The sequence below is a fragment of the Pelomicrobium sp. G1 genome, assembly GCF_051905455.1.
Classification (GTDB): Bacteria; Pseudomonadota; Gammaproteobacteria; order Burkholderiales; family UBA6910; genus Pelomicrobium.
The window spans coordinates 234,191-260,642 of record NZ_JBQACR010000001.1; the positions used below are offsets into that span (position 1 = coordinate 234,191).

The 26,452-nt window shown below is 68.0% G+C and carries 28 protein-coding genes; 5 read left to right on the forward strand and 23 right to left on the reverse strand.

What is annotated here, in order from left to right:
- Window positions 1-43 precede the first annotated feature (43 nt).
- Window positions 44-1,855: a SulP family inorganic anion transporter gene (locus ACTFO6_RS01140; protein ID WP_439932619.1), complete on the reverse strand. Its 1,812-nt coding sequence runs from the start codon at window positions 1,853-1,855 to the stop codon at window positions 44-46.
- A gap of 204 nt (window positions 1,856-2,059) precedes the next feature.
- Between ACTFO6_RS01140 and ACTFO6_RS01145 the strand changes: the two genes are divergently transcribed.
- Together ACTFO6_RS01145 and ACTFO6_RS01150 are read left to right on the forward strand one after the other, a co-directional pair.
- Window positions 2,060-2,362, forward strand: coding sequence for a c-type cytochrome (locus tag ACTFO6_RS01145; RefSeq protein ID WP_439932781.1), 303 nt, complete (start codon window positions 2,060-2,062; stop codon window positions 2,360-2,362).
- A gap of 26 nt (window positions 2,363-2,388) precedes the next feature.
- Window positions 2,389-2,727, forward strand: a complete 339-nt coding sequence (locus ACTFO6_RS01150) for a c-type cytochrome (RefSeq protein ID WP_439932620.1) — start codon at window positions 2,389-2,391, stop codon at window positions 2,725-2,727.
- A gap of 100 nt (window positions 2,728-2,827) precedes the next feature.
- Here ACTFO6_RS01150 and ACTFO6_RS01155 read toward each other — a convergent pair whose 3' ends face one another.
- From ACTFO6_RS01155 to ACTFO6_RS01260, 22 genes are all read right to left on the reverse strand, one after another.
- The gene (locus tag ACTFO6_RS01155) at window positions 2,828-3,259 is read right to left on the reverse strand and encodes a DUF1841 family protein (protein ID WP_439932621.1); all 432 of its coding nucleotides are present in this window, start codon (window positions 3,257-3,259) and stop codon (window positions 2,828-2,830) included.
- A 12-nt stretch (window positions 3,260-3,271) separates the two neighbouring features.
- Window positions 3,272-3,979, reverse strand: coding sequence for an endonuclease III (gene nth, locus ACTFO6_RS01160; protein WP_439932622.1), 708 nt, complete (start codon window positions 3,977-3,979; stop codon window positions 3,272-3,274).
- A gap of 31 nt (window positions 3,980-4,010) precedes the next feature.
- On the reverse strand, window positions 4,011-4,427 hold the full coding sequence (locus ACTFO6_RS01165) for a hypothetical protein (RefSeq protein ID WP_439932623.1): 417 nt from the start codon (window positions 4,425-4,427) through the stop codon (window positions 4,011-4,013).
- Window positions 4,428-4,433: 6 nt separating this feature from the next.
- Window positions 4,434-5,108, reverse strand: coding sequence for an electron transport complex subunit E (locus ACTFO6_RS01170; protein WP_439932624.1), 675 nt, complete (start codon window positions 5,106-5,108; stop codon window positions 4,434-4,436).
- Window positions 5,105-5,755 carry an electron transport complex subunit RsxG gene (gene rsxG, locus ACTFO6_RS01175; RefSeq protein ID WP_439932625.1) on the reverse strand — a complete coding sequence of 217 codons (651 nt, stop codon included), beginning with the start codon at window positions 5,753-5,755 and terminating at the stop codon, window positions 5,105-5,107. Before rsxG ends, ACTFO6_RS01170 begins: the two co-directional genes overlap by 4 nt.
- Window positions 5,752-6,786, reverse strand: a complete 1,035-nt coding sequence (locus ACTFO6_RS01180) for an RnfABCDGE type electron transport complex subunit D (RefSeq protein WP_439932626.1) — start codon at window positions 6,784-6,786, stop codon at window positions 5,752-5,754. The genes rsxG and ACTFO6_RS01180 overlap by 4 nt, the downstream gene beginning before the upstream one ends.
- Window positions 6,787-6,812: 26 nt before the next feature.
- Complete coding sequence (gene rsxC / locus ACTFO6_RS01185) at window positions 6,813-8,396, reverse strand: electron transport complex subunit RsxC (RefSeq protein WP_439932627.1); 1,584 nt, start codon at window positions 8,394-8,396, stop codon at window positions 6,813-6,815.
- A complete protein-coding gene (gene rsxB, locus ACTFO6_RS01190) occupies window positions 8,351-8,902 on the reverse strand; it encodes an electron transport complex subunit RsxB (protein WP_439932628.1) in 552 nt (183 codons plus the stop codon). Before rsxB ends, rsxC begins: the two co-directional genes overlap by 46 nt.
- Before the next feature lie 16 nt (window positions 8,903-8,918).
- On the reverse strand, window positions 8,919-9,494 hold the full coding sequence (rsxA, locus tag ACTFO6_RS01195) for an electron transport complex subunit RsxA (RefSeq protein WP_439932629.1): 576 nt from the start codon (window positions 9,492-9,494) through the stop codon (window positions 8,919-8,921).
- 158 nt (window positions 9,495-9,652) lie between these two features.
- Window positions 9,653-10,681: a quinone-dependent dihydroorotate dehydrogenase gene (locus ACTFO6_RS01200; RefSeq protein ID WP_439932630.1), complete on the reverse strand. Its 1,029-nt coding sequence runs from the start codon at window positions 10,679-10,681 to the stop codon at window positions 9,653-9,655.
- A 321-nt stretch (window positions 10,682-11,002) separates the two neighbouring features.
- Window positions 11,003-12,385: a UDP-glucose dehydrogenase family protein gene (locus ACTFO6_RS01205; protein WP_439932631.1), complete on the reverse strand. Its 1,383-nt coding sequence runs from the start codon at window positions 12,383-12,385 to the stop codon at window positions 11,003-11,005.
- A gap of 37 nt (window positions 12,386-12,422) precedes the next feature.
- Complete coding sequence (locus ACTFO6_RS01210; RefSeq protein ID WP_439932632.1) at window positions 12,423-14,054, reverse strand: ArnT family glycosyltransferase; 1,632 nt, start codon at window positions 14,052-14,054, stop codon at window positions 12,423-12,425.
- Window positions 14,051-14,347, reverse strand: coding sequence for a lipid-A-disaccharide synthase N-terminal domain-containing protein (locus ACTFO6_RS01215; protein ID WP_439932633.1), 297 nt, complete (start codon window positions 14,345-14,347; stop codon window positions 14,051-14,053). Before ACTFO6_RS01215 ends, ACTFO6_RS01210 begins: the two co-directional genes overlap by 4 nt.
- A 1-nt stretch (window position 14,348) precedes the next feature.
- On the reverse strand, window positions 14,349-15,173 hold the full coding sequence (locus ACTFO6_RS01220; RefSeq protein WP_439932634.1) for a glycosyltransferase family 2 protein: 825 nt from the start codon (window positions 15,171-15,173) through the stop codon (window positions 14,349-14,351).
- 233 nt (window positions 15,174-15,406) lie between these two features.
- Window positions 15,407-16,729 (reverse strand): sensor histidine kinase, encoded by a 1,323-nt coding sequence (locus ACTFO6_RS01225; protein ID WP_439932635.1) that lies wholly within the window; start codon window positions 16,727-16,729, stop codon window positions 15,407-15,409.
- A gap of 81 nt (window positions 16,730-16,810) precedes the next feature.
- Window positions 16,811-17,494 (reverse strand): response regulator transcription factor, encoded by a 684-nt coding sequence (locus ACTFO6_RS01230; protein WP_439932783.1) that lies wholly within the window; start codon window positions 17,492-17,494, stop codon window positions 16,811-16,813.
- Window positions 17,495-17,522: 28 nt separating this feature from the next.
- The gene (locus tag ACTFO6_RS01235) at window positions 17,523-18,260 is read right to left on the reverse strand and encodes an arginyltransferase (protein WP_439932636.1); all 738 of its coding nucleotides are present in this window, start codon (window positions 18,258-18,260) and stop codon (window positions 17,523-17,525) included.
- An 80-nt stretch (window positions 18,261-18,340) separates the two neighbouring features.
- The gene (aat, locus tag ACTFO6_RS01240; RefSeq protein WP_439932637.1) at window positions 18,341-19,036 is read right to left on the reverse strand and encodes a leucyl/phenylalanyl-tRNA--protein transferase; all 696 of its coding nucleotides are present in this window, start codon (window positions 19,034-19,036) and stop codon (window positions 18,341-18,343) included.
- A 66-nt stretch (window positions 19,037-19,102) separates the two neighbouring features.
- Entirely contained in the window at window positions 19,103-19,798 is a 696-nt protein-coding gene (locus tag ACTFO6_RS01245; protein ID WP_439932638.1) for a hypothetical protein, read from the reverse strand.
- Between the two features lie 115 nt (window positions 19,799-19,913).
- Window positions 19,914-20,450: a superoxide dismutase family protein gene (locus ACTFO6_RS01250; RefSeq protein ID WP_439932639.1), complete on the reverse strand. Its 537-nt coding sequence runs from the start codon at window positions 20,448-20,450 to the stop codon at window positions 19,914-19,916.
- Between the two features lie 153 nt (window positions 20,451-20,603).
- Window positions 20,604-21,929, reverse strand: a complete 1,326-nt coding sequence (locus tag ACTFO6_RS01255) for a nicotinate phosphoribosyltransferase (protein ID WP_439932640.1) — start codon at window positions 21,927-21,929, stop codon at window positions 20,604-20,606.
- A gap of 16 nt (window positions 21,930-21,945) precedes the next feature.
- The gene (locus ACTFO6_RS01260) at window positions 21,946-22,527 is read right to left on the reverse strand and encodes an isochorismatase family protein (RefSeq protein ID WP_439932641.1); all 582 of its coding nucleotides are present in this window, start codon (window positions 22,525-22,527) and stop codon (window positions 21,946-21,948) included.
- Between the two features lie 283 nt (window positions 22,528-22,810).
- Here ACTFO6_RS01260 and ACTFO6_RS01265 point away from each other — a divergent pair, with 283 nt between their 5' ends.
- The 3 genes from ACTFO6_RS01265 (at window position 22,811) to ccoS (ending at window position 26,360) form a co-directional block, all read left to right on the forward strand.
- A complete protein-coding gene (locus tag ACTFO6_RS01265; protein ID WP_439932642.1) occupies window positions 22,811-23,434 on the forward strand; it encodes an OmpW/AlkL family protein in 624 nt (207 codons plus the stop codon).
- Window positions 23,435-23,594: 160 nt separating this feature from the next.
- Complete coding sequence (locus tag ACTFO6_RS01270) at window positions 23,595-26,129, forward strand: heavy metal translocating P-type ATPase (RefSeq protein WP_439932643.1); 2,535 nt, start codon at window positions 23,595-23,597, stop codon at window positions 26,127-26,129.
- Between the two features lie 57 nt (window positions 26,130-26,186).
- Window positions 26,187-26,360 (forward strand): cbb3-type cytochrome oxidase assembly protein CcoS, encoded by a 174-nt coding sequence (ccoS, locus tag ACTFO6_RS01275; RefSeq protein ID WP_439932644.1) that lies wholly within the window; start codon window positions 26,187-26,189, stop codon window positions 26,358-26,360.
- The last annotated feature ends 92 nt before the right edge of the window (window positions 26,361-26,452 follow it).

Consider the following 26,452-nt stretch of genomic DNA (forward strand, 5'->3'; position numbering starts at 1 on the left):
ACGCAGCGGCTGCGCATCAGGCCTATAGCCTACCTTGGTGCGGTCAGGTATTCATCGGGCTCGCGCCCGCGGCGTTGGCCGCGGACCGCGGCTCCCCGTTGGGAAGCCGGTCTTGGCATTCGCGGAAGATGCGCACCCGGCAATGGCGGCAGATCTCCGGGTCGAGGCGAGGGTAGAGGCGGGAGACCGGGTGGCTCTTGACCGGGAACAGGTTCTCCTCGCCGATCTCTCGCAGGTAGCCGCCACGCTCCATGAGCTCCCGCACCGCGTTCTTCATCCGGTAGAAGTAAAGCCCGCCCCCTTTGCGGCGTAGCCGCCGGGCCTCCTGGGCCAGCATCTCGGCGCCGGCCACGTCCACGAAGTTGATGCCGCTCGCCACGATCAGCACGTGTTTCTGCTGCGGGTTTCGCTCGTCGATCTCCTGCAGCGCCTGCTGCACGTGGTTCACCGCGCCGAAGAACAGCGACCCGTTGATGCGCACCATCTTGAGCTGGGGGCAATCGGGCAGCCCCGTTTCGGCGGAGAAGTGATAGCTGCCCTCGGCGGGATCGGGCTTGACGTCCAGCACCAGGGGCTTGGAGGTGCGGTTCAGGTACAGGATCAGGGAGATGATGATACCGGCGTAGATGGCGAACTCCAGGTCGAGGAGCAGGGTGCCGAAGAAAGTGACCGCCAGCACCGCCGTCTCGGACCGGCTGGTGCGCAGGATGCCGCGGATGTGGTGGAAATCGATCAGGCCCCAGCCCACCAGGAACAGGATCGCCGCCATGGAGGGGATCGGCAGGTAGGCGGCCAGGGGCGCCACCGCCAGCAGGATGAAGACCAGGAAGACGGCGGAGAACACAGCGGAGAGGGGGGTCTTGGCCCCGGCCTCGTAGTTCAAGCCGCTGCGGTTGAAGGAGCCGCTGGAGGCGTAGGCGGAGAAGAACGAGCCGGCGATGTTGGACAGGCCCTGGCCGATGAATTCCTGGTTGCCGTCGATGCGCTGTTCCGACTTCACCGCGATGCTGCGGGCGATGGACACCGCTTCGGTCAGAGCCAGCATGGTGACCGCGAAGGCGATGGGCGCGGTCAGGCGGATTGTCTCCAGGGAGAGGTCCGGCGCCGAGAGGGGCGGAAGCCCCCCCGGTAGCGCCCCCACCGTCGCGATGCCGGTGGTTTCGGCGCCGAATCCCCAGTTGACCCCCAAGGCGAACAGGCTCCCCGCCACCATGGCCACGATCATGTAGGGGATCTTGGGGAGGTAGCGGCGGGACAGGATGCCCGTGACCAGGGTCACCGCGGCCACCGAGAACACGTAGGGGTTGATGTCGTCGATCTGGGCGCCGAACTGGAGGAAGGTTTCCACGAACGACGAGCCGCGCTCGATGGCCACGCCAAAGAAGTTCTTGATCTGGGAGGCGATGATCAGCAGCGCTGCTCCGGCGGTGAAGCCGATGATCACGGTGTGGGAGATGAAGTTCACCAGGGCGCCCATGCGCGCGATCCCCATCACGAGCTGCATAACGCCCGTGAGGAAGGTGAGGGTGAGCACCAGCTTGATGTATTCGGGCGAGCCGGGCACGGCGAGCGGGCTCATGGTGGCGAAGACGACCAGGGAGATGGCGTTGGTCGGCCCGGAAATGAGATGCCACGAGGAACCGAACAGCGCCGCCACCACGGCGGGGACCATGGCGGCGTACAGCCCGTACTCGGGCGGCATGCCCGCCAGGGTGGCGAAGGCGACGCCCTGGGGAAGCACCACGATGGCGGCGGTGAGCCCTGCGGCCAGGTCTGCCCGCAGGGTGTCCCGGGTGACCATGGGCCACCAGCGCAGGAACGGGAAGGCCGTCAGGAGCCAGGATCGAAAGGACACGTGCAAGGTCGAGGGAAGGCCAGCAAATTTTGGCGTATGGTACCAGGGACGGGCCGCGGGCTGCGCGCCCCACGCCTCGGCCGCCGGCGCTGCCTTAGCCCTGGCCGCGGTCATTGACCTGAATGGACTGATCCATTAAAGTCCGAAGCTTTGAATTTCCCAACCGTCCCATCGAGAATCATGAGAAGAACGAAAGTCCTCACCATGGTAACCGGGATGGCCCTGATCGCCTGTGCCGGCGGCGCGGCGGCGGGAGACGCCGAAGCCGGCAAGGAAAAGAGCGCCATGTGCGCCGGGTGCCACGAGATCGCGGGCTACCGCACCGCCTATCCCACCGTCTATACCGTGCCCAAGCTGGGGGGCCAGAGCGCCGAGTACATCGTGGCGGCGCTGGAGGCCTACAAGAGCGGCGCGCGCAAGCATCCTTCCATGACCGCCATCGCCGCGACCCTGTCGGCCCAGGACATGGCCGATCTGGCGGCCTACTACAGCGGGGCGGGCAAATGAGGGGCGCCGCGGGGAGGAGGGGAGGAATGAAAAGAACGCTGTCCCTCGCTTTGTGCGGCCTGCTCGGCGCCACGGGGGCGTGGGCGGCCAGTCCCGAAGCGGGCAAGAAGATCGCCACCGAGGTGTGCGCCGCATGCCACGGGCCGACGGGGGATGCGCCCATCGCTCCCGCGTACCCCAAGCTCGCGGGCCAGTACCGGGACTACCTGGAGAAGGCCCTCATCGATTACAAGACGGGGGAGCGGCAAAATCCCATCATGCAGGGCTTCGCCGCCAACCTGAGCGAGCAGGACATCCGGAACCTGGCGGCCTATTTCGCGAGCCAGAAGGGCAGCCTGCAGGTCAAGCCCCCGGGCAGCCGCTGATTTTCCTGGGGTTGCCTCGGGGGTCCTGTCGGGCGGGTGAAGCCTGCCGGACGAGGGTCGCCGGCCGAAGGACGGGGCGCGGGTCATGCCGCGCCCCGGTTCATTTTCCGAGCCGTCGATCCAGGCAGGCGAGATAGACGCCTGCGTCCGGGGCGGTGCCGTCCCGCTGGGCGCGCCAGAGCGTTTCCGCCAGGCATTCCATGGTGGCGTGCAGGGCCTCGTGGCGGGAGCCGCTCCCCCTCTCCAGGGCCTTGACCCGGTCGACGAGGCCGGGAGGCTGGTCGATGGAAAGCTGCTCTTCGACGGCGAGGTGCAGGCCCAAGTGCAGGAACGGGTTGACCTCCCCCGCCTCGGGAAAGTACTCCATGTCCCCGTAGCGCTCCGGATCCTCCAGCACGGGGTGATACTCGGGATGCAGCAGGATGACGGCGACGGCCAAGTCCTCCAGGGGGCTCAAGACCTGGCGCTCCCGGTACTTGCGCCACGCCTCGAAGAGGAATTGCCGGGCCTGATCGCGGCTGGGCTGGAACATCGGGGCAAGGGGTCAAGCGCCGAAGGAGCGCGCCCGACGGCCAAGCTTAGCACCGCCGCTTTCTCTTTTCACGCCCGGCGCGGGGGGCGCCAGGTTCTTCTCCCGATACTCGCACAGGTCGGCGATGATGCAGCGCCAGCACTCGGGCTTGCGCGCCTTGCACACGTAGCGGCCGTGGAGGATGAGCCAGTGGTGGGCGTGCCTGCGGAATTCCTCCGGCACCACCCGGGTGAGCCGCTCTTCCACTTGGCGGACGTTCTTTCCCGGGGCGAGCCCGGTGCGGTTGGCCACGCGGTAGATGTGGGTATCCACGGCGATGGTGGGCTCGCCGAAGGCCGTGTTGAGAATCACGTTGGCGGTCTTGCGCCCCACCCCCGGCAGCTTCTCCAGGGCTTCCCGGGTGGAAGGCACCCGCCCCCCGTGCTCCTCCACCAGGATGCGGCAGGTAGCGATCAGGTTCTTCGCCTTGGTGCGGTAGAGGCCGATGGTGCGGATGTATTCGGCGAGCCGCTCCTCCCCCAGGGCGAGCATCTTTTGCGGCGTGCCGGCCACCTGGAACAGCCGGCGGGTCGCCAGGTTCACGCTCTTGTCGGTCGCCTGGGCGGAGAGGATCACCGCCACCAGCAGCTCGAAGGGGGTGCGGTAGTCCAGCTCCGTGGTGGGGTTGGGGTTCGCCGCTCGCAGGCGCTCAAAAATGGCGCGGCGTTTCGACGCGTTCATCGACCGTCTCGCGGCGGTCCGGATACGGACGTCACGTATGCCGGTAACGTCCCACCTCGGGCGCCGGCGGCCGGGGCGCGGCGGAAACCTCCTCCTTGAGCCGGGAGAGGAAGGCCCCGTGCTCTTGTTCCAGGCGCTCGAGGGCCTCGGCGCTCAAGCGGGGAAAGAGCGTGCCCTGGATGAACGCCCCCAGGTCGGCGAGGGCGGTGGCCCAGCCGTACTGGTGCAGGTGAAAGTCGTGGAAAGCGTGCTGCCCGTAGGGGAAGCGCTCCAGCTCGGGGCCTTTACACCCCAGGAGATGGGGGTCCTCCATGACTTGCCGCCGCGCCCATTCGTGCCACCACCGGTAGTACTTCTCCTGGAGCGGGAAGCTCAGCCCGTGGCACTCGAAGAACGCGTACACCGCCACCCGGTCGGCGCGTCCGGAGAAGGGGAAATGGGCGCCCATGGCCGGTCACGCACCGCGGGCGAGGGCCGCGGGCGCCGTCCGGCGCTCCGCCCGCCGCCGGTCGAGGGCGTTCTTGGCGGCGATCAGCAGCCCTAGCCCGATAAAGGCGCCGGGGGGCAGCACCGCCAGCAGGAAGCCGCCGTAATCGGGCAGCACCTGCACCGTCCAGCTCCGGGCGCCTTCCCCGAAGACGAGATGCAGGCCCGAGAGCAGGGTCCCTTTGCCCGTGAGCTCCCGCAGGGCGCCCAGCAGGGCCAGCACCGCAGTGAGCCCGAGCCCCATGGCCAGCCCGTCCAGGGCGGAGGCGAGGGGCCCCCGCTTGGAGGCGAAGGCTTCCGCCCGGGCGAGCACGATGCAGTTGGTGACGATCAAGGGGACGAAGATGCCTAGCACCAGGTAGAGATCGTGGACATAGGCGTGCATGAGCAGGTCCACCACCGTGACCAGCACCGCGATGATGAGCACGAACACGGGAATGCGGATCTCGGGCGGGATCAGGTTGCGCGCCGCCGACACCGCCAGGCCGGTCATCGCCATGACCAGGGCCGTGGCAAGGCCCAGGCTCACGGCGTTCACCACCGTGCCGCTCACGGCCAGCAGGGGGCACAAACCCAGGAGCTGCACGAGCCCCGGGTTCTGGGTCCACAGGCCGTTCTCCAGGATTTCACGGTGAGGAGTCATGGGGCTGCCTTCCCGGTCTGGAGGCTCTCCCCCACCAGCGGGTCCCGGTGGGCGTGGAAGTACTCGAGGGCCTTGCGCACTGCCTTCACTACCGCCCGCGGCGTGACGGTGGCGCCGGCCATGGCGTCGAAGGTCCCGCCGTCCTTTTTCACCCGCCAGGCGTTCGCGCTGGCGGGCGAAAACTCGCGCCCGTCGAACTGGCGGATCCAGTCGCTCTTGGCGATGTCGATGTAGTCACCCAGGCCGGGGGTTTCGGCGTGGGCCACGACCCGCACGCCGAGGACGCGGCCCTCGGGGGACACCGCCAGCAGGAGCCTAATTCTACCGTTGTAGCCATCGGGCGCAATCGCCTCGAAGGCCACCGCCGTGACCCGGCCGTCCTTCAGCGCCCGATAGGCGGGGCGCGGCTCGTCGGTCCCCAGCAGGGCGTTAGCGGGAAGCTCGATGGCGTCGGCCAGCAGGTCGTTGTCGTGCAGTTCGGGGGGGATCACCTGGTTGAGGAGCTTTAGCTTCGCCGCCTCTTCCGCTCGGGCGATGGGCTCCCGGGTCTGCTGGAAGGCGAGGCCGAGGAGCAGGGTGCCTGCAAGGGCGAAGGCGGCCAGCACCAGCGCCCCCCGCAGGGCCGAACGCCCGGGGCCCAGGCTCATGAGCCGCCTCCGCGGCCGGGAGGCTTCTTGCCGTACACCGGCGGCTGGGTGTAGGCGTCGATCAAGGGCACCGCCATGTTCATGATGAGCACGGCGAAGGCCACCCCGTCCGGGTAGCCGCCGAAGACCCGGATCAGGTAGGTGAGCAGGGCCGCCGAGGCGGCGAAGATCAGCTTGCCCAGGGGCGTGGTGGGGCCGCTCACCGGGTCGGTCAGGATGAAGAAGGCGCCGAGAACGCCGGCGCCATGGATCAGGTGGAACAGGGGCCCGGCGTAGCGGTCCGGATCAGCGGCGTGAAAGATCCCCGCCACCAGCGCCAGGGTGGCCAGATAGGCCGCCGGCACGTGCCAGGCAATCACCCGCTGCCGCCACAGGATGAGCCCCCCCGCGGCGCAGGCGAGGGCGAGCCAGGCGGGGCCCGGCGAGATCTCGGCAAGGCCGGGCTGGCGGAAGATTTCGTTCAGGGTGTGGCTGGCGGCGAGCTGGGTTTTCACCGCGTCCAGGGGCGTGGCGGCGGTCAGTGCGTCCAGGGAGAGGCCGCCGGGCAGATGGCCGAAGAAGATGTAGGCCGCGGTTTCGGTCCACCCGAGGGGATGGGAGGCGAGGGCCGTAGCCGCGGGCCAGCGGGCGATCTCGGCGGGAAAGGAGAGAATGAGCACGCAGTAGCCCACCATGGCCGGATTAAACAGGTTGCTCCCCAGGCCGCCGTAGAGGTGCTTGGCCACGGCAATGGCGAAGACGGTACCCACGACGGCGAGCCACCAGGGGGCGATGGGGGGCAGGCACAGGGCGAGGAGCCAGGCCGTCACCAGGGCCGAGAGGTCGGACAGGAAGGGCGCGAGGGGCAGGCTCCGGAGCTTGAGCATGAGGGCCTCGGCGGCGAGCGCTGCGGCGCTCGCCAGGGCGAGCTGGATCAAGATGCCGGGGCCATACCACCAGGCGTGCACGGCGATCGCCGGCAGCAGCGCCAGCAGCACCCGGAGCATGACCCCTTGCACGCTACCGGCGAGGCTCACGAACGGTGCCGGCATGGGTCAGGGGTCGGTGCCGGGGGGCTTCACCGCGCTTCGCCAGAAGAAGGGGGGTTCACCGGATCGGAGGAAGCCTGGGCCTTCTTCGCCTTGGCCTGCTCGATGGTCGCCAGGATGGCCTCCCGGTCCGGAGCGTCCGGGCCGGCCTTGCCCGCTTTTTCCGCGAGCCGCCGCGCTCGCTCCTCTTTTTCCCGCGCGAGGCGCGCCAGGCGGAACTCGTGGCGGCGGCGGGCCAGGTCGGCGGCCTTGCGCTCCCGCTCCCGGGCCCAGATCTCGCTCTTGGCGTAGCGGTAGAAGTCGACGAGGGGAATGTGGCTCGGGCACACGGCGCTGCAGCAGCCGCACTCGATGCAGTCGAACAGGGCGTATTCCTGGGCCTTGCCGAAGTTGCGGGACTTGGCGAAGGCGTAGAGGTCCATGGGGGCGAGCCGCGCCGGGCAGGCTTCCGCGCAGCGGCCGCAGCGGATGCAGGGCATGGGCGGGGGCGGCGCCGGGAACAGGGCCGGGGAGCGGGCGATCACGCAGTTGGTGGCTTTCACCACCGGCACCCTGGGCCCCGGGAGCACGAAGCCCATCATGGGCCCGCCCATGATGAAGGCATCGGTATCGGGGCGCGGACGGGCGGCGGAAACCAGGTCCGCCACCGGGGTTCCGATCAGCACCTCCACGTTCCCCGGCGCCTCCACGTTGCCGGCGACCGTGGTGACGCGGGAGATCAGGGGTTCGCCGTGGAGCACCGCCCGGGCCAGGGCGTACAGGGTGCCCACGTTGAAGCAGGCGAGCCCGATGTCGTGGGGGCGCTTGCCCGAAGGCACCTCCCGGCCGGTCAACGTGTAGAGCAGCTGTTTCTCGCCACCGGCCGGATAGATGGAGGGCACCGGCACGATCTCGAAAGCATACCCTCCCGCCTGCACCGCCGTCCGCATCGCCGCGATCGCCTCGGGCTTGTTGTCCTCGATGCCGATCAGCACCTCCACGGCGCCCAGGAGGTGGCGGGCGATCTCGATCCCCGCTACGATCTCGGCGGCGCGCGAACGCATCAGCATGTCGTCGCAGGTGATGTAGGGCTCGCACTCCGCGCCGTTCACCACCAGGGTGCGCACGATATTGGCGCCGGGGTTCAGCTTGATGTAGCTCGGGAACACCGCCCCGCCCAGGCCCGCCAGGCCCGCTTCCCGCAGGCGGTTGCGCACTTCGCTCGGGTCGGCGTTGAGATAATCGATGGGCTCGCGCTCGATCCAGCGCTCCGCTCCATCCGGCTCGATCATCACGCACAGGTCGGGAAGCCCCGACGGGTGGGGCACGGGCCGCGGCTCCACCGCCACCACCCGGCCGGAGGTGGGGGCGTGGACGCTGCAGGAGACGTAGCCCTCGGCGAGCCCGATGGGCTCCCCCTTGAGCACCCGCTGCCCCGGGGCCACCAAGGGCTTCGCTGCTGCGCCGATGTGCTGGGCGAGGGGCACGACGAGCAGGTGGGGCAGGGGCAGGGGCTCGATCGGGCGGGCGGTGGAGAGCGCCTTGTGGTCCTCCAGCCTGAGCCCGCCGGGGAAGCGATGGAGCCGCCTCATGCCGCGGGCTTTAGGGAAGACAGAGGAGGCTTCCACTTCCATGTCTCGATGCGCTCCGGCACCGCCACCATGGCGATGCAATCCACCGGGCACGGGGGCAGGCACAGCTCGCAGCCGGTGCACTCGGCGGCGATCACCGTGTGCATCTGCTTGGCCGCGCCGACGATGGCGTCCACCGGGCAGGCCTGGATGCACAGGGTGCAACCGATGCACAGGCTTTCGTCGATCAGGGCCACCGCCTTGGGCTTCGCCTGGCCGTGCTCCGGGTTCAAAGGCTTGGGCTCCACCCCCAGCAGCTCGGCCAGTTGCCTGATCCCTTCCTCGCCTCCCGGGGGGCACTGGTTGATGTCTGCCCGGCCTTCGGCGATGGCCTGGGCGTAGGGACGGCAGCCGGGATAGCCGCACTGCCCGCACTGGGTCTGGGGCAGGATGGCGTCGATTTTTTCCACCAGGGGATGGCCTTCGACCCGCAACCGCTGGGCGGCGAAGCCCAGGATGGCCCCCAGGCCCACGGCCAGGCCTCCCATGATGAGCAGCGCGGTCAGCATTGCTCAGTTACCGTCCTCACTTCACCAACCCAGAAAACCCCATGAACGCCAGGCTCATGAGCCCGGCGGTGACCAGGGCGATGGGGGAGCCCCGGAAGGGCGGGGGCACGTCCGCCGCCTCCAACCGCTCCCGCATGGCGGCGAACAGCACCAGCACCAGGGAAAAACCCAGGGCGCCGCCCAGGCCGAAGAACAGGGATTCCACGAAATCGTGGCCGGCCTGGACGTTGAGCAGGGGAATGCCCAGCACGGCACAGTTGGTGGTGATGAGGGGCAGATAAATGCCCAGCATCTGGTGCAGTAGGGGGCTCGTCTTGCGCACGAACATCTCGGTGAACTGCACGACGCCGGCGATCACCACGATGAAGGAGAGGGTGCGAAGGTAGAAGAGTTCCGTACCCAGGAGATAGCGGTTGATAAGATAGCTCGCCCCGGAAGCCAGGGTCAGCACGAAGGCGGTCGCGAGCCCCATGCCCATGGCGGTCTCTAACTTCCTGGAGACGCCCATGAAAGGGCACAGGCCCAGAACTTTCGCGAGCACGATGTTGTTCACCAGCACCGTGCTCACCAGGATCAGCAGATAGCCTTCCATGGCGCGTGAACGTTCGGCTGCATTCGAGCGCTGCAGCCGCAGCGCGAACGCAATTTGTAATTATCGTCGCACAGGTCGTCTGCGGACAACCTTGTTCGTGAAGAGGAATTCCCGCGGTCCGCCGTGAAGGCCGCAGGTCGAAGACGGAAGCGGCCGTGTCAGGCCTCCCGCGCCGCCGCCGTGGCGCGGAGGAGCTCGGCGACGAGCCCCGGACCCCGGTAGACGAGCCCCGTGTAGACCTGTACCAGGGTGGCGCCCGCCTCCAGTTTTTCCCGCGCATCGGCCCCGGAGAGGATGCCGCCCACGGCGATGATGGGCAGCGCCCCGGCCAGGGTGGCCGAGAGCAGGCGCACCGCCCGGGTGGCGGCGGGACGCAAGGGCGCGCCGGAGAGCCCTCCCGCTTCCCGGGCAAGGGGATGCCCGTCGAGCTGGGGGCGGGCCACCGTGGTGTTGGTGGCGATCACGGCGTCGAGGCCGTGCTTGAGAAGCAGCCGGGCGATGGCCTGGATCCCGGCGGCGTCCAGGTCCGGGGCGATTTTCACCGCCAGCGGCACTCGCCGGCCGTGGGCGTCGGAGAGCCGCTCCCGCTCGGCCGCGAGCTCGGCCAGCAGGGCGTCCAGGGCCTCTTCGGCTTGCAGGTCCCGCAGTCCCGCGGTGTTCGGGGAGGAAACGTTGATCGCCACGTAGTCAGCCTGGGGATACGCTTTGCGCAGGCAGGTGAGGTAGTCTTCCGCCGCCCGCGCCAGGGGCGTGTCGAAATTCTTGCCGATGTTGATCCCTAGCACGCCCCGGTAGCGGGCGCGGGCCAGGTTGGCGAGCACGGCGTCGATGCCCGCGTTGTTGAAACCCATCCGGTTGATGATGGCCTGGGCCTCCGGGAGGCGGAACAGCCGGGGACGGGGGTTGCCCGGCTGGGGGCGCGGCGTCACCGTGCCTACCTCGATGAAGCCGAAGCCCAGGCTGCCCAGGGCGTCCACGTGGGCGCCGTCCTTGTCGAAGCCGGCGGCGAGGCCTACCGGGTTGGGAAAGGCGAGCCCCATGGCCCGCACCGGCTTGCCCTGGGGCGGGTGGAGCGCGAGCCGGTCGAGCCGCAGGGCGTGGGCGGCCTCCAGCAGGGAAAGGCTAAGAGCATGGGCGGTCTCCGCCTCCAGCGCGAACAGCGCTGGGCGCAGCAAAGGATAGAGCATGGGCGGATTGTAGCCGCTCCGCTGGCGGGGCGACATCCGAACGCGGGTGCGGTAGAGCTCGCCGGCCACCTGGAACGCGGCGCGCCACGCGCCAGCGGTTCGAAAGCAGGGCGAGGCGCAGGACGAACGACGCTGCCGCGCTGGCGGATGGACCGGGAACCTCGAGGCAGAGGGGGGTTCTCCTCGCATTCGTATCGCTGCCCGTGGGAGGAAAGACGGGGCAGATGCTACGCGGGACCGCATGAGGAAGGTGTCAGGCAAAGGTGAGGAATTTGCGGGGACGCGAAAGCGCAGGCGCCATGGGTCGCGGACCGGACGCCTTCATCCGGCGGCCTGTAGGCCGGCCGCGGCGGCCTCGGCGGGCCCGTGGCCGCCGCGGCCGATGCCGTGGTACTCGAAGCCCTGGGCCGCCATATGCCCGGGTTCGAACTGGTTGCGGCCGTCGAAGATGACGGGCAGCCGCATGATACGGCGCATGCGCGGAAGGTCCGGGCTGCGGAACTGTTTCCATTCGGTGACGAGCAGCAGCGCGCTGGCGTGCCTCAGGGCGTCGTAAGGGTCGTCAGCGAGCCTGAGCCGGCCGGAATCGAACCATGCCTTGGGGAACACGGTTCGCGCCGTATTCATCGCGGCCGGGTCGAAGGCGCTGACGGTGGCCCCGGCCTCGATCAGCTGCGCAATCAGCGTGACGGCGGGGGCTTCCCTCATGTCGTCGGTGCCGGGCTTGAAGGCGAGACCCCATACGCCGAATCCGAGTCCGGCCAGTCTCCCGCCGAAGCGCGCCGCGAGCTTGTCGAAAAGCAGGCGCTTCTGGGCCTGGTTGCGCGCTTCGGTGGCGCGCAGCAGCCCGGGGTCGACGCCAGCGTCCTGCGCCAGACGGATCAAGGCGCGGACATCCTTCGGAAAGCACGATCCGCCGTAACCGCAGCCGGGGTAGATAAACGAATAGCCGATCCTCGGGTCGGAGCCGATGCCGACCCGGACCTGCTCCACGTCCACGTCCAGCCGCTCGCAGATGGTGGCCAGCTCGTTCATAAACGAGATTCGGGTGGCCAGCATGGCGTTGGCCGCGTACTTGGTCATCTCCGCATCGCGCACCGCCATGGCGATCAGGCGCTCGTGGTTGCGGGTGAACGGGGCGTAGAGCATGCGCAACAAGGCGATGGCGCGCGGGCTTCGGCTGCCCACGATGACCCGGTCGGGCCGCATGAAGTCGTTGACCGCGTCGCCCTCCTTGAGGAACTCGGGATTAAAAGCGACGTCGACGGTCAGGATTTCTCGCCTGGCGGATAGCGCTTCTGTGATCAACGCTTCCACGCGCTCGGTGGTGCCGACCGGAACGGTGGATTTCACCACCACTACGGCATCGTGATCGAGGCAGGCGCCCAGATCGCGCGCCGCAGCGAGCACGTCCTCCACGTCGGCAGAGCCATCCGAGCGCGGCGGAGTGCCCACGGCGATAAAAATCACCTCGGCGCCGGCCACTGCCTCGGGGAGGTTGGTAGTGAAACGCAACCTCCCCTGGCGCAGGTTGGCCGCGACCAGGGGCTCGAGACCGGGCTCGTAGATCGGCACTTCGCCTCGCTCAAGCCTTTGGATCTTGGCGGCGTCCCGGTCCACGCAAGTCACGTGGTTGCCCATTTCCGCGAAGCAGGCGCCGGTCACCAACCCGACGTAGCCCGTGCCGAGCACGGTCAGCCGCATGGCTTGCCCTCCTGCGGCGCCTCCGTTTGGACGCCGGTCACGGCGTCACCTCGCTGGCCGGCATTCCGGCCGGATGTCCCGCTGCGACGCTCGCTGCGGCGCGGGCCCCCACGATGGCCACGAACCGGCTGCGGAAAGGCTGCAGGAACTCGGCTTGGTCGAGCATGGGATCGTTCGGGGGAAGATAGACGATGGCCCGCCCCGCCGGGTGCCGGGCGAGCCAGGCGGGCAGGTCCTGGGGCTGGATGACTTCCAGGGGGCGTTGCAAGCGCCCGAGGAACTGGAACTGGCCGTGGTACTTGCCCACGTGGGCCAGCGGCACGCCTTGTTCTTCGAGCGTCTTGAGCCGGGCGCTGATGGAGTTCAGGTCGTAGGCGTTCCACACGGGCAACGACAGCCCCGCCTGAAAGGCGGCGACCGTGAAGGCCGACGCCAAGGCCGCCTTTGCGGCTTCGAGGAAAGGATGCTCGAGCCTGACCACCGCCAGGACGACGCCGGCCCCGGCAATGGTGAGGCCGGTCACCACTGGAAGCTCCGCGACCCACGCGGGCAAGTGAAGCTTCGGTCCGAGAATCGGCGTAAAGGAGAGCAGCCCGCCGAAGAGCACCAGGCCGGCGGCAGGGAACAGGGCGTCGCCCGGGCGGACCGTCGGGCTTTCGACGAGACCGCGACCAGCCAGCAGGGCCAATGGCGGCAGCAGCGGCAGGAGGTAATGCGCCTGTTTACCGCTAAAAGCCGAGAAAGCGGCCAAACCGACGCCGCTCCATACCAGCATCAGACGAATGCCGCTGTCCGGTCGGGTGGCGACCAGCGGGTGCAACGCGCGCCACAGCGGCGGCCATACGATCCAGGGAAACAGCAGCAACGGCAGCAGGGGGAGATACCACCAGAGCGGGCGCCGGTGAGCGAATGCCGACACCACGCGTCCAGTCGTCTGGTGCCAGAGGATTTGCTGGGCGTACGCATCGCCGCCGGCTTGGGCCGCCGGAAACGCCCAGGCGGCGGCGAGCCCAAGCCCGACCGCCGCACCGGCCGCCACGCCAAGATACCAGCGTGTCCATTGCGGCCGGTTTTCGCGCATCCACAGCGGGGCGGTCAGCGCGGGAATCCCCAGGTGGAGCAGGGCAACCGGTCCTTTGGTCAAGATCCCCAGGCCAGCCGAGATACCGAACAGGGCGAAACTGCTCCACCGCTTTTCCTGCCACGCGTGCAGCAGCGCAGCCGTGCCGGTCAGCACGAAAAAGGCGAGCGTCATGTCGTAGACCAGGCCGGTGCAGAATGCCGACCAGAAGGCGGTTCCCGCGAGCACCAGCACTGCACCGCCGGCGGCTTCGGACGTGTGCGGCCACAGGCGCCGTCCGAGGGCGTGCGTGACATAGAGACAGCCGAGCGCGAACAGCGGCGGCACCAGCCGTGGCCACCAGGTATTGACGCCGGCCGCTGCCCAGCCCAGCTGAATGATCCAGAATAAAAGCGGGGGCTTGTCGCTGTAAGGCGCGCCGTTCAGATACGGAACCAGGAAATCCCCCCGATTCCACATCTCCCACGCGACGCTGACCACACGGGTTTCGTCGACCGGCAGGATGGGTCGGAACTCCAGCGTCACGAATGCCGGCAGGAACCAAAGGCCGATGACGAACGCGAGACCGGTCAAGCGGGCGCTCTTCATGCCGGTTCGCGTCCGTGAACGCCGGCCGTCTGCCGGCGTTCACGGGAAATGAGGTGAAGGTTGCGGGCGTAGATCACCAATCCGCCCATCTGGCCGACGATGAAAACGGGGTCGGCGCGGTAGACTGCGTAAGCGAGCAACGCAGCGCCACCCGCAAGGCTGAAATACCAAAAGGCGAGCGGCACCACGCTTCTTTTGCGCCGTTCGCTCGCCCACCACTGGACCAGGAAACGCATGGAGAACAGCGATTGACCGAGAAAACCCAATCCCAACCAGAACATTTCTGCATTCATCTCAGCAGCCTTCTTCAATGTCGGCCCGGCGGTAGCGGCGTTTCAACCACAGCACGCCCAGCAGGTCGACGATCCCGACCCACAGACGGTTGCCGATGCCATAGTGAGAGCGGCCTTCGAGCCGCGGCCGGTGATTGACCTCGACGAGCACGATTTCACCCCCTTGGCGCTGGACCAGCGCCGGTAGGAAACGGTGCATATGATCGAAGTAGGGCAATTCCAGAAAAGCGTCGCGGCGAATCAACTTCAGTCCGCAACCGCTGTCGGGTGTACGATCTCCCAGCACGCGGCTGCGCACGGCATTGGCGATGCGCGAGGACAGCTTCCGAAGCCACGGGTCTTCTCGGCGGCGGCGCTGACCGGCCACGAGCTGGACCCGCTCTGGGGTTGGATGCCTCTCCAGCGCTTCGATCAGGCGTGGGATGTCTGCGGGATCGTTCTGACCATCGCCGTCGAGGGTGACAATCCAGGAGTGGCGGGCCGCCCTGACGCCCGTGCGTATCGCCGTGCTCTGGCCGCATTTATGGCGATGACGCACGAAGCGCAGCCACGGCCGGCCCGCGGCGAGCCGTTTCAGTTCACGCACGGTGCCGTCGCTGCTGCCATCGTCAATAAAAATGACCTCTAACGGCGGCAGACCGGCATGGGTTGCTTCCAGCTCCGCCACTAGGCGGGCCAGATTCGGCGCCTCGTTGTGCAGGGGAATGACTGCAGAGAGCGCGCTGACCACTGGGTGGCGCCTTGAAAGGGTACCCCGAGACGCATCAATGTTCAGGATCTCTTTGAGTTCCATCGCTGGCCGGTGGAACGGACAAACCCCGTCCATGCCCGGCTCGTCGTGTTCAGAATGGAGGGGGATACTAATCGGAGTGCGGTCGAGATCGCGTGAGGGATTTGTGAGGGATTTGTGAGGAACCTCGTCCAGGGATGGGTTCCTCCCCGAGTCATGCGCTGGCGAAAATGGCCCTTATCGTGAACCCGGCAAGGTCATGTTTGATTTCTTGAAAGCGGCATCTGCCCTCCGCCTGCAGCGGCCGGGCGGCACGGGCGCCTGCGGCTTTATCCGTGCCCGGTCTCGGGAGCGGGCGTGGGTGGGAGCGAGGATGAGGAACCCGGGAACTCGATGCGAAAGCGGGTGCCTTTGCCTAGCTGGCTTTCCACGGCTATACGCCAGCCGAGCCGGTCGGCGATGGAGCGCACGATGGCGAGCCCGAGTCCGGTGCCTTCGGTACTGGCATCGTTTTGGCCGCGGTAGAAGCGGTCGAAGATCCGCGGCAGGTCGTGCTCGGCGATACCGCTGCCGGTATCGCTCACCTCTAGCACCGACCCGCGGAAGCTGACCCGAATCTGGCCATGGGAAGTATGGGCGATCGCGTTCTTCAGCAGGTTGGCGACCGTGAGCTGTAGGGCGATGCGATCGGTTTCCAGGGTGGCGCTGGCATCGACGTCGATTTCAAGGTGCACACCCGGCCGCGTCCGCAGCGTTTCCCGCAACGGCGCCAGTGCCTCATGTACCGCTTCGCGCACGTTTATCGTTTCCGCAACGGGGGTCGCAGTTTCCCGGGCGAGAAACAATAAGGCGCGGATCGATTCCTCCATGCGCGCTGCGGCGCCGGCCAGCGCTTCGACCCGCCGGCGTGCCTTGTCCGACAAGCTGGGATCCTGAACGAGCAGCTCGCAGCCGGTCTTGATGGCGGTCAGCGGCGTGCGCAGCTCGTGGCTCGCGTTGGCGGTGAACTCCTTTTCGCGACGAAGGAGTTCGGCGGCGCGGCGGTGATAGTCGGCGATCGCCTGGGCGAGACTGGCGATTTCCTCGTCCTGATAATCGGCGGCCGTCGGCGGCGCATCATCCTCGGTGCGCAACCGTGCCACGCGCCGGGCGAGATCGGTGACTTGGCGCACCAGGAGCCCCGCAACCCAGTAACCCAACAGGGCGGTGATGACCGCCATGGTGAGCACGGCGAGCACCATCAGGTGACCGAACTCCCGCACGCGTTCCTCGTGGGGGGTCGCGTCGTACACCAGGTACAACGTGGCCTCGCCCACGCGGCGGACCTCGATGTGCAGCTCGCGTCCGTTGCGCTCGAGCTCCGTGGTGCCGGGGGGCAGGTCACGGAAGGCGGCCGGTACCTGCGATCGCTCGTCAGGGGTGCGGGCGAGGTAGCCCTGGAAGTCCTCGCCTGCCGGCAGTTCGGGCACCTGCCCAAGCCGGATCTGCTCTTCGAGCCGGCGCAGCTGACCGTCCAGGATCTGGGTGACGAGATCGTCTTCCTGCTCTTCGGTGAGCATGACCACCGCCACCGACTGAACCACCACCAGGAGCAGGCTGACGGCGGCGATGGTCAGCGCGGTGCGGGTGCGCAATCCCAGCTTAGCCCGCATTTTTTCACCTACGCGCCGGGAGACCGGTGTCACGGCGCACAGAGACCCGCGGTGACCCCAAGTTCAGGCGCGGTTCGCGCGCTAGCGTGCATGGGTCGCGGGCAAGCGGTAGCCGAGACCGTGCACGGTCTCGATCGGATCGTAGCCTGCCGCGGCCGCCAGCGCCCGCCGCAGCACGTACATCTGGCTGCGCAGGGTGTCGCTCGACTCTTGGGGCTCGCCCCATATCGCGGTTTCCAGCTCGGCCCGGGAGAACACCCGGTCCGGCTGGGCCATGAGCACTTCCAGCAGGCGGATCGCCTTGGGGGGAAGCTTGACCGGCTTGCCGCTGAAGCGGACCGATAGCGTGCGGGGGTCAAAGCTGAGCTCTCCCACCTTCAGTTCGCGGTGGGTGACGCGGCCGGTGTGGCGCTTGTGCAGGGCGGTCAAGCGGGCTTCCACTTCTCGCAGGGAAAAAGGTTTGACCAGGTAATCGTCGGCGCCGTAGGAGAAACCCTCCAGCTTGTCCTCCAGGGTGTCGCGGGCGGTGAGCATGAGCACTGGCGTGTCCTTGCCCGCCTCCTCCCGCAGCTTGTGGCACAGGGTCACGCCGTCCATGCCGGGCAGGTTGAGATCCAGCAGAATGGCGTCGAAGTCGTGGGTGATGGCCAGGTGCAAGCCGGTAACGCCGTCGGCAGCGGCGTCCACCACGTGGCCCCGCGCTTCCAGGAAATCGTAGAGGTTGGTGGCGATGCTTTTATCGTCCTCGACGATCAGGATGCGCATCGCCAAAGAATGGAGCACCGGGAGCGGGTCACGCCGGCGCGGGCGGCGCCAGCCGCTGCCACCGGCCGTTGACCAGGCCCTCCATGGGCTGGAACTGGATCTTGTAAGCCATCTTGCGGCTTTCGGCGATCCAGTAGCCGAGGTAGAGGTAGGGCAGCCCCAGCTCGCGGCACAGGTGGACCTGCCACAGGATATTGTAGGTGCCGTAGCTCGCTCCCGGCACGTTGGGCTCGAAGAAGGTGTAGACCGACGACAGCCCGTCGGACAGCTCGTCGATGATGCTTACCATCCGGAGCTCCGTTCCTTCGTGGAATTCCACCAGCTTCGACGTGACGTTGCTCTGCAGGAGGAAATGGCGGTATTGCTCCCGGCTGTCCTGGTCCATGCCGCCCCCCGCGTGGCGGTGGGCCTGGTAGCGCAGGTAGAGGGCGTAATGGGCGGCGCTGTAGTGCAAGTTGTGGACGCTCGCCCGCAGGTCCCGGTGGCGCTTCCAGGCCCGGCGTTGGGAGCGGTTGGATTTGAGCTCGTCCACCACCACCCGCACCGGCACGCAGGCGCGGCAATGGTCGCAGTAGGGCCGGTAGGTGAAGGCGCCGCTACGGCGGAAGCCGGCCCGCACCAGCTCGCCGTACACCCGGGTGTCGATCAGGTGGCTCGGAGTGGCCACCTGGCTGCGAGCGAGCCGCCCCGGGAGATAGCTGCAGGGGTAGGGCGCCGTGGCGTAGAACTGGAGCACCGACAGGGGAAAGTCGTTGAGCAAAGCCATGGTCAGACCCGAAGCTCCGGTCAAGTGGGATCACGTCCGTTCATAAGCCTTCCGACCGCCCTCCCGGCTTAAGCTCCCCGTCACACCAGGTCGGCGTCGAAGCGCCATTTTCCAGTGACGCCTCCATAGTTTACCAATTCCGCCAGGCGACGCGTGAAGTCGCTGCGAGGGATCTCCCGCGCCCCCAGGGAGCGCAGATGCGGGGTGGTCATCTGGCAGTCGATCAGCCCGAAGCCCCAGCGCTCGAGCTGGCGCGCCAGGTGCACCAGGGCGATCTTGGAAGCGTCTGGAACGAGGTAGAACATGGACTCGCCGAAGAAAACCCGTCCCAGGGCCACCCCGTAGAGCCCGCCCGCCAGCTCCCCGTCGATCCAGGTCTCCACCGAGTGGGCATAGCCGGCCCGGTGCAGCCCCTCGTATGCTTCCATCATGAGGGGGGAGATCCAGGTGCCCGCCTGACCGGGCCGCGGGGCGGCGCAGGCGCCCATCACCCGGCGAAACGCGGTGTCGCAGCGGATCTCGTAGCGGCGGTGGCGCAAGGTTTTGCGCAACGAGCGGGAGATCCTGATCTCCGGCGGAAACAGCACCATGCGCGGGTCCGGGCTCCACCACAGGATGGGCTCGCCTTCGTTGAACCAGGGGAAGATCCCCCGGCGATAGGCGTCCAGGAGCCGGGCGAGGGAGAGGTCGCCGCCGGCCGCGAGCAGCCCGTTGGGGGAAGCAAGAGCGGTTTCGACCGGCGGAAACGGGGTATGGGCGTTGAGCCAGGGGATCATCCTGGAGCGGCGGGAGAGGGGCGGAGATGGAGGAGAGCGGCTGCCGTCCCGCGCGAGCGGGAACGCCTAGCAGCGCACCCGCTGCTCGCAATAACGGGCGAGTTCCGCCACCCGGGTGATCCGGGTCACCGGCGTCTTGGGCAGGGTGTCGGAGCCATGCTCCAGCACCAGGCGGAAGTCGTATTTCTGGAAGAACTCGTTGAACAGCTCCCCCCCCAGGGTGCCGACGGCGTACAACTGGTCGGCGACCGGATCGTGCTCCAGCAGGATGGCCGCCAGGGGCTGATCCGCCGGCCCGCCCACCACCCGGGCCCCGCTGGCCGGGTCGTACTCGCTGTGCTCGGCGCAGCAGTGGATCATGTTGGGCCGGGCAAAGGTGGAGCCTTCCGAGGCGCTGCGGTAGCTGATGAAGCTGATCTGTTTGGTCGGGTACGCCAGCTTGTGGGCGCAGATGGCCGAATAGGCGACGATGGAGCGCCGGGGCCCGACGCCTCCCGCCCAGACGTAGGTCTGGCCGTTACTGGTCCTGAGCCTCACGTCCCGCTGGGTGGGTTTGCCCAGGTCGAGGAGGAAGCAGGGCGTGCCGCCGAAGGGGTAGTGGAAGATGTAATTGGTGCCCGCGGCGAGGGCCGAGGCTCGGAGGGGCTTGTCCTCTAGGTCCACCAGGAGGGCCCTGGCGTAGTAGCGGGGCGATACCGCCTGGGCGGCCAGGGCCTGGGGGTTGGAGGCGGCGAGGAGCGCGCCGGCGGCGCAGGCTTTCATGAAGTGGCGGCGTTCCATGGCTGGCGGTGGAAGACCCAAACGATAGGATTAATCTAAGCCTCTGGCCGCCGCCCCTGTCAACCGGCCGGGGCAACGCCCTCCGCCCGCAGGTGCCTCAATACCCGCTCCTGCCTGCCTTGGCGACGATGAGGCCGCAGGCGATGCGGGCGCCCGCGTTGCCGTGGGGCTGGGTCTTGAAATCGTCGGGGTCGGCGTGGACGATCACGCTGCGCCCGAGGATGTTGCCCGGCCCCGAGCCGATGGAGAGGGCGTCCGTTTCCAGGGTCAGCCTGGCGTTGCCGCTGGCATCCGCCACGATGTTCCCCAGGTCGCCGGCGTGGCGATCCGGGTCGTTGGGCCCGCTGTGCTTCTTGCCATGGGGGTTGAAGTGTCCGCCGGCGCTCATGCCGTCCGGCGCGCTGCAGTCGCCCTTCTCGTGGACATGGAAGCCGTGCGGCCCGGGCTTGAGCCCCTTCACTTCGGCCACCACCAGCACCTTGTCCCCCTTCTGGGTGAAGTTCACGGTTCCGGTGACGCCGCTTCCCTTCAAGGGCTTGAGCTCGGCGACGGCGGAGGGCCCGGACTGGAAGGGAAGGTAAGCGCAGGCGGAAAGCAGCAGGGCGGAAGCGGCAGCAAGTAGCGTTTTTTTCATGGCTTTCTCCTCTTGGCGCAAAAGGAAGCGAGGCGCCTTCCCATTGTAGCCGGGCCGGCGGCTAAGGAAAGTGGTCCCCGGGCACCCGTTTAATGGGGAACCGGCAGGGCGGCGGTGGGCAAGCCCGCGGCAATCCAGGCCTTCGCGCGGCCTCTAGGATTCCGAGCGGTCCACTTCCTCCGCCAGCGCCCGCAGCGCCGGCGCCACTTCCACGGGATAGGGCGGGGCCGGGCTGAGCCCCCGCAGAGCTTCCGGCAGCCGGGCGTATTGGGCCAGGGTCCGCTCCCGGATCTCCTTGAGGGCGGGGGAAGGGCCGGTGCGGCGGCCGCCCGCCATGACCTGGACCAGCAAGGGTTCCCCCTTCTGGGGGTCGGTCTCCAGTGTGAGCACGTCCCCCGCCAGGAAGCCCTTCCCGTCGTAGCGGCGATAGACCTGCTTGCGCCCGGGCCAGGTGGCCTTCTGCTCGGAGCGCTTGCGGCGGGCCCGGCCGGCGTACTCCTGGAGCTTGTACACCGAGTCGAGGAAGGGGGCGTCGCTGGAGGTGGTGAGGCTGGTGCCGACGCCGAAGCCGTCGATAGGAGCGCCCCCCTGGACCAGGGCGGCGAGCTTCTCCTCGTCCAGGTTGCCGCTGGCGAAGATGATCGCCCGCCGCAGCCCCCCCTCGTCCAGGATGCGCCGCACGTTGCGGGCGTGGCTCGCCAGATCGCCGCTGTCGATGCGCACCCCCCGTATCTGAATGCCCTCCGCCGCCAGCTTGCGGGAGAGCTCCACCACCCGCCGGGCCGCCCGCTCCGTGTCGTAGGTGTCGATGAGCAGGATCGCGTTCTTGGGAAAGGCGCGGGCGAAGTCCTCGAAGGCCTGGGCCTCCGAATCGTGGGCCTGGATGAAGGAATGGGCCATGGTCCCATAGACGGGAATGCCGTACTTCCGCCCCGCCAGCACGGTGGCGGTGCCGTTGAACCCGGCGAGATAAGCGGCCCGGGCGGCCAAGAGCCCGGCCTCCGCCCCGTGGGCCCGCCGCAGCCCGAAGTCCACCAGGAGCTTGCCCGGGGCCGCCAGCACCGAGCGGGCAGCTTTGGAGGCCACCATGGACTGGAAGTTGACGAGGTTGATGAGCCGGGTCTCCACCAACTGGGCCTGGGGGAGCGGCGCCACCACTCGTAGGATGGGCTCGTCGGGGAAGAAGGGCGTGCCCTCGGGCATGGCGTACACGTCTCCCTCGAAACGCAGCTCGGCGAGGAAGTCCACGAAACCCGGCTTGAACAGTCCCGATTCTGCCACCCAGCGCAGGTCCTCGTCCCGGAAGCGCAGGTTTTCCAGGTACTCGAGGGCCTGCTCCAGCCCTGCCGCCACGAAAAAATTTCGCCCGGGCGAGCGCTTGCGCACGAAGAGCTCGAACACGGCGGTCGCCTGCATGCCTTGCTCCAGGTAGGCCTGGAGCATGGTGAGCTGGTACAAATCGGTGAGCAGGGGGCTCATCGAGGGGAGCGCTTCCTCAGGCCAGGTCCGCCACGGTGATGGGCACCGCCCCAGCCCGCTCCATCTCGGTCCGGGCCGCCTCTCCGTCTCCCGGCTTCACGTCCACGGCGCGGATGGCGTCGATCAGGAGCAGCACCTGGAAGCCCTGGGTCAGCGCGTCTTTTACCGTGTTCAGCACGCAGTAGTCGGTGGCGAGCCCCCCCACCACGACCCGCTTGACGCCCCGGCGCCTGAGCAGCTCCGCCAGCTCGGTACCCTGGAAGCCGGAGTAGGCGTCCCGCTCGGGGGTGGTGGCCTTGGAGATCACCACGGCGGAGGCGGGCAGCCGCAGGCCCGGGGCGAACTCGGCGCCCCGGGTCCCCGCCACGCAGTGGGGCGGCCACGGCCCGCCCTGAGCCTTGAAGGAGCAGTGGTTTTCCGGGTGCCAGTCCCGAGTGGCGAAGACGGGAAGCCCCTTGGCCTCGAACAGGACAGCGGCCCGGTTCAGGGGCTCGATCACCTGGTCCCCTTGGGGCACGGCCAAGGCCCCGCCGGGAAGAAAGTCGTTCTGCACGTCCACGACGATCAGCGCATCGCCGGGAGAAACGGTCACCGTCATGGTTCATCCTCCTGGTTGATCTGCGCGGTCCCTTCATTGTTGCGACGCAGTTGGAGGGCTCCAGGTTTCCGATTATAGGAAGGAAGATTGAGCGCGGCGAAGGGCTTGGCTCGATTCGTTGGCTCGCGTTTCAGTTCGGATCTGATCCAGGCCTTGAATTTGGTTTGGATTTGATCCAGATCAAATGCTGCGCCGCCGCAGCCGCTAGTATTCCCACCATCAGGTGGGGTAGGTCTTTAGCTCCCGCCGTACCGATTTTGCTTCGTCATCCTGGGAGAAACTCATGAAAAGAGAACTGGCAGGAATGGTCGTGGCGGGCGTGGCCCTGGCATTGCCGGTGATGAGCCACGCCGAGACAGGCGACTGGCTGGTCCGCGCTCGGGTGGTCAACATCGATCCCGACGCCGGTTCTTCCGCCGGCGGTCCCCTGGGGCTTCCCGCCGACGCCTTGGACGTGGACAACCGGGTGGCCCCGGAGGTGGATATCAGCTACTTCATCACCAAAAACATCGCCTTGGAGCTGATCCTGACCTACCCGCAGAAGCACGACGTCACCCTGATGGGAGCCGACATCGGGTCGGTCAAGCACCTTCCGCCCACCCTCACCCTGCAATACCACTTCATGCCTGATCGGGCGTTCAAGCCCTACGTGGGCGCGGGCTTCAATTACACCCGCTTCACCGACCGAGACCTCCTCAACGATACGCTGGAAGTGGAGAAGGACAGCTTCGGAGGGGCCCTGCAGGTGGGCTTCGACTATGCTCTGACCGGGAACTGGTACCTCAACGTGGACGTGAAGTACCTGTGGATCGACACCGACGTGAGGCTCAAGGCCACGGGGGCTACCGTGACCAAGCTGGATATCGATCCCTGGGTCTACGGCGTGGGGATCGGGTACCGGTTCTGAATGGGCAGCCGAGGTTTAGAATTAGAATATTATTAAATTCTAATTTATAACCGAGTACCAGGAATATTCTTGGGGGCGGAAAGGCCCCCAAGGGATTCATTCCGAAGTCTGTTGGCGCTTCGTCCAGGCCCGCCTGGGCGTGGCTGGCGGAATCCCCGCGGTGAGCGCACTCTTCTCAAACTCTGCTTCCTTGGCGGCCACCGCCTGTTTTCATTGCGGGCTTCCGGTGCCGGAAGGCCGCCGATATACGGTGCTGGTGGAGGGCGCCGCTCGCCCCCTGTGTTGCCCCGGCTGCGAGGCAGTGGCCCGCGCCATCGTGGCCGCGGGCTTGGAGAGCTACTACCGGCACCGCAGCGCGCTGCCCGCCTCGCCCCGGGAGACGCTGCCCGAGTTCCTGGGGGAGCTCGAACTCTACGATTCGCCCAAGGTGCAGCAAGGCTTCGTGCGGGCGGCGGGGAAGCACGTGCGGGAGGCCTCCCTGATTCTGGAGGGGATTCGCTGCGCGGCCTGCGTATGGCTCAACGAGCAGCACCTCGCGCGGCTGCCCGGGGTCCTCGCCGTGAGCGTGAATTACGCCACCCGGCGCGCCCGGGTGCGCTGGGACGAGACCCGGGTGCGTCTGTCCGAAATCCTCCGGGCCATCGCCGCCATCGGCTACACCGCCCATCCCTACGATCCCGGCCGGCACGAGGCGATTCTGCGCCAGGAGCGGCGGCGGGCCTTGTGGGAGCTGTTCGTCGCCGGCTTCGGCATGATGCAGGTGATGATGCTGGCGATCCCGGCCTATCTGGCCGGGGAAGGGGAGATGCCGCGGGACATCGGGGCGCTGCTGCGCTGGGGGGCGCTCCTCCTCACCGTGCCGGTGGTGGGGTTTTCCGCCGCCCGATTCTTCCGCGGCGCCTGGAACGATCTGCGGGCCCGGCGCTTAGGGATGGACGTGCCGGTGGCCCTGGGCGTCGGCCTCGCCTTCGCCGCCAGCGTCTGGGCCACCCTCGCCGGAGTAGGGGAAATCTACTTCGACTCCATCACCATGTTCGTCTTCTTCTTGCTGGGCGGCCGCTACCTGGAATGGAACGCCCGGCAGCGGGCCGCCGACGCTTCCGAGGCCCTGGCCCGCTTGAGACCCGCCATGGCGTGGAAGCTTTCCACGTACCCCGAAAGCGCCGAGGAGGCGCGGGTGGCGGTGGCGGAGCTCGTCCCGGGGGACTACGTGCGGGTGCGCCCCGGGGAAGCGGTGCCGGCAGACGGGGTGGTGGTCGAAGGCGCCACCGCCGTGGACGAGGCCCTCCTCACCGGGGAGAGTCGGCCGGTGGCGAAACGACCGGGCGATGGGGTGATCGGCGCCTCCCTCAATGTGGAGAGCCCGGTGGTGGTGCGGGTGGAACGGGTGGGGGAAGAGACGGTGCTCGCCGGCATCCTGCGGCTGCTGGATCGGGCGGCGGCGGAGAAACCCCCCATCGCGGCCCTGGCGGACCGGGTGGCGGCCGGGTTCGTGGCGGCTCTGCTCCTGGTGGCAGCGGGCGTCTTCCTTTACTGGTCCTCGGCGGCACCGGAACAGGCTCTGGGGATCACCGTGGCGGTGCTGGTGGTGACCTGCCCCTGCGCCCTGTCCCTCGCCACCCCGGCCGCTCTGGGGGCGGCCACCGCCCGGCTGGCGAGGAGGGGGCTGCTGGTGACCCGGGGGCACGCCCTCGAGACCTTGGCGAAGGCCACCCATGTGGTGTTCGACAAGACCGGTACTCTCACTGAAGGGCATCTAACGCTCGAGGAGGTCCTCCCCCTGGGGCCGCTGCCCGCCCATGGGTGCCTCGCCCTGGCCGCCGGCCTGGAGCAAGGGGCGGAGCACCCGGTCGGCCGGGCGTTGCGGGAAGCCGCCCGCGCCCGGGGCTTGGCGCTTCCCGCCGGCTCCCTTCCGGTGCGCGTGCCGGGCGCCGGGATGGAAACGGTGATCGACGGGCGCAGGCTACGCATCGGCACGCCGGAGTTCGTCGCCGAACTCGCGGGTCAGCCGACGCCGCCGGCTCTCGCGGCTTTCCTGGAACGCCATGACATCGTCGTCGTCCTGGGGCACGAAGGCGGCTATCTGGCGGCGTTCGCTTTCCGCGACGCGCTTCGCCCGGACGCCGCGGCTGCCGTGGCGCGCCTGCGGGCCGCGGGCTGCCGGGTCATGTTGCTCTCGGGCGACCGGCTTGCGGCGGTACGGCGCGTGGCCGAGCGCCTGGGCATCGATCGCCCCGTGGCCGGCGCCTCGCCCGGGGACAAGCTGGCCTTCGTTGAGCGGCTCCAGCGGGAAGGGGCGGTGGTGGCCATGGTGGGCGACGGGATCAACGACGCGCCGGTGCTCGCCCGGGCCCAGGTCTCGGTGGCGGTGGGGAAGGCGGCCCAGGCAGCCCGGGCGAGCGCGGACATGGTGCTCACGTCCGAGCGGCTCCAGGACCTGGCGGAGGGATTTACGGTGGCACGCCGCACCGTGCGCATCGTGCGCCAGAACTTCGCCTGGGCCATCGCCTACAACCTGATGGCGCTGCCCCTCGCCGTAGCGGGATTCGTCACCCCCTGGATGGCGGGCATCGGCATGGCGGGAAGCTCGCTGCTGGTAGTGCTGAACTCCCTGAGGCTGGGGCATCAGGAATCAGGGATCAGGACTAGGTCAGAAAACCGGGACGCAGGACCCTCGCTTGAAACCGCTCGCTGATGCTCCGACTCGTAACGCTGGATCTGGAATCCTGGCTTCTGATCCCTGATTCCTGAAATGGACATTTTATACCTCCTCATTCCCTTGTCCCTCACGCTGGTGCTGCTGATCGGCGCGGTGTTCTGGTGGGCGGTGAGGAGCGGGCAGTTCGACGACCTGGAGGGGCCGGCCCATCGCATCCTTATGGACGATGACCGGCCGGGGAAAGACCGGAGGGAATCCAGCCCTTGACTTGATCTAAGTCAAAAAGCGCCGGTTCCGGAACCCTTACCATCCATGCGCCCACGCGCGGCATGGGCTCGGAGCCGGGGGCCGGGAAGGCT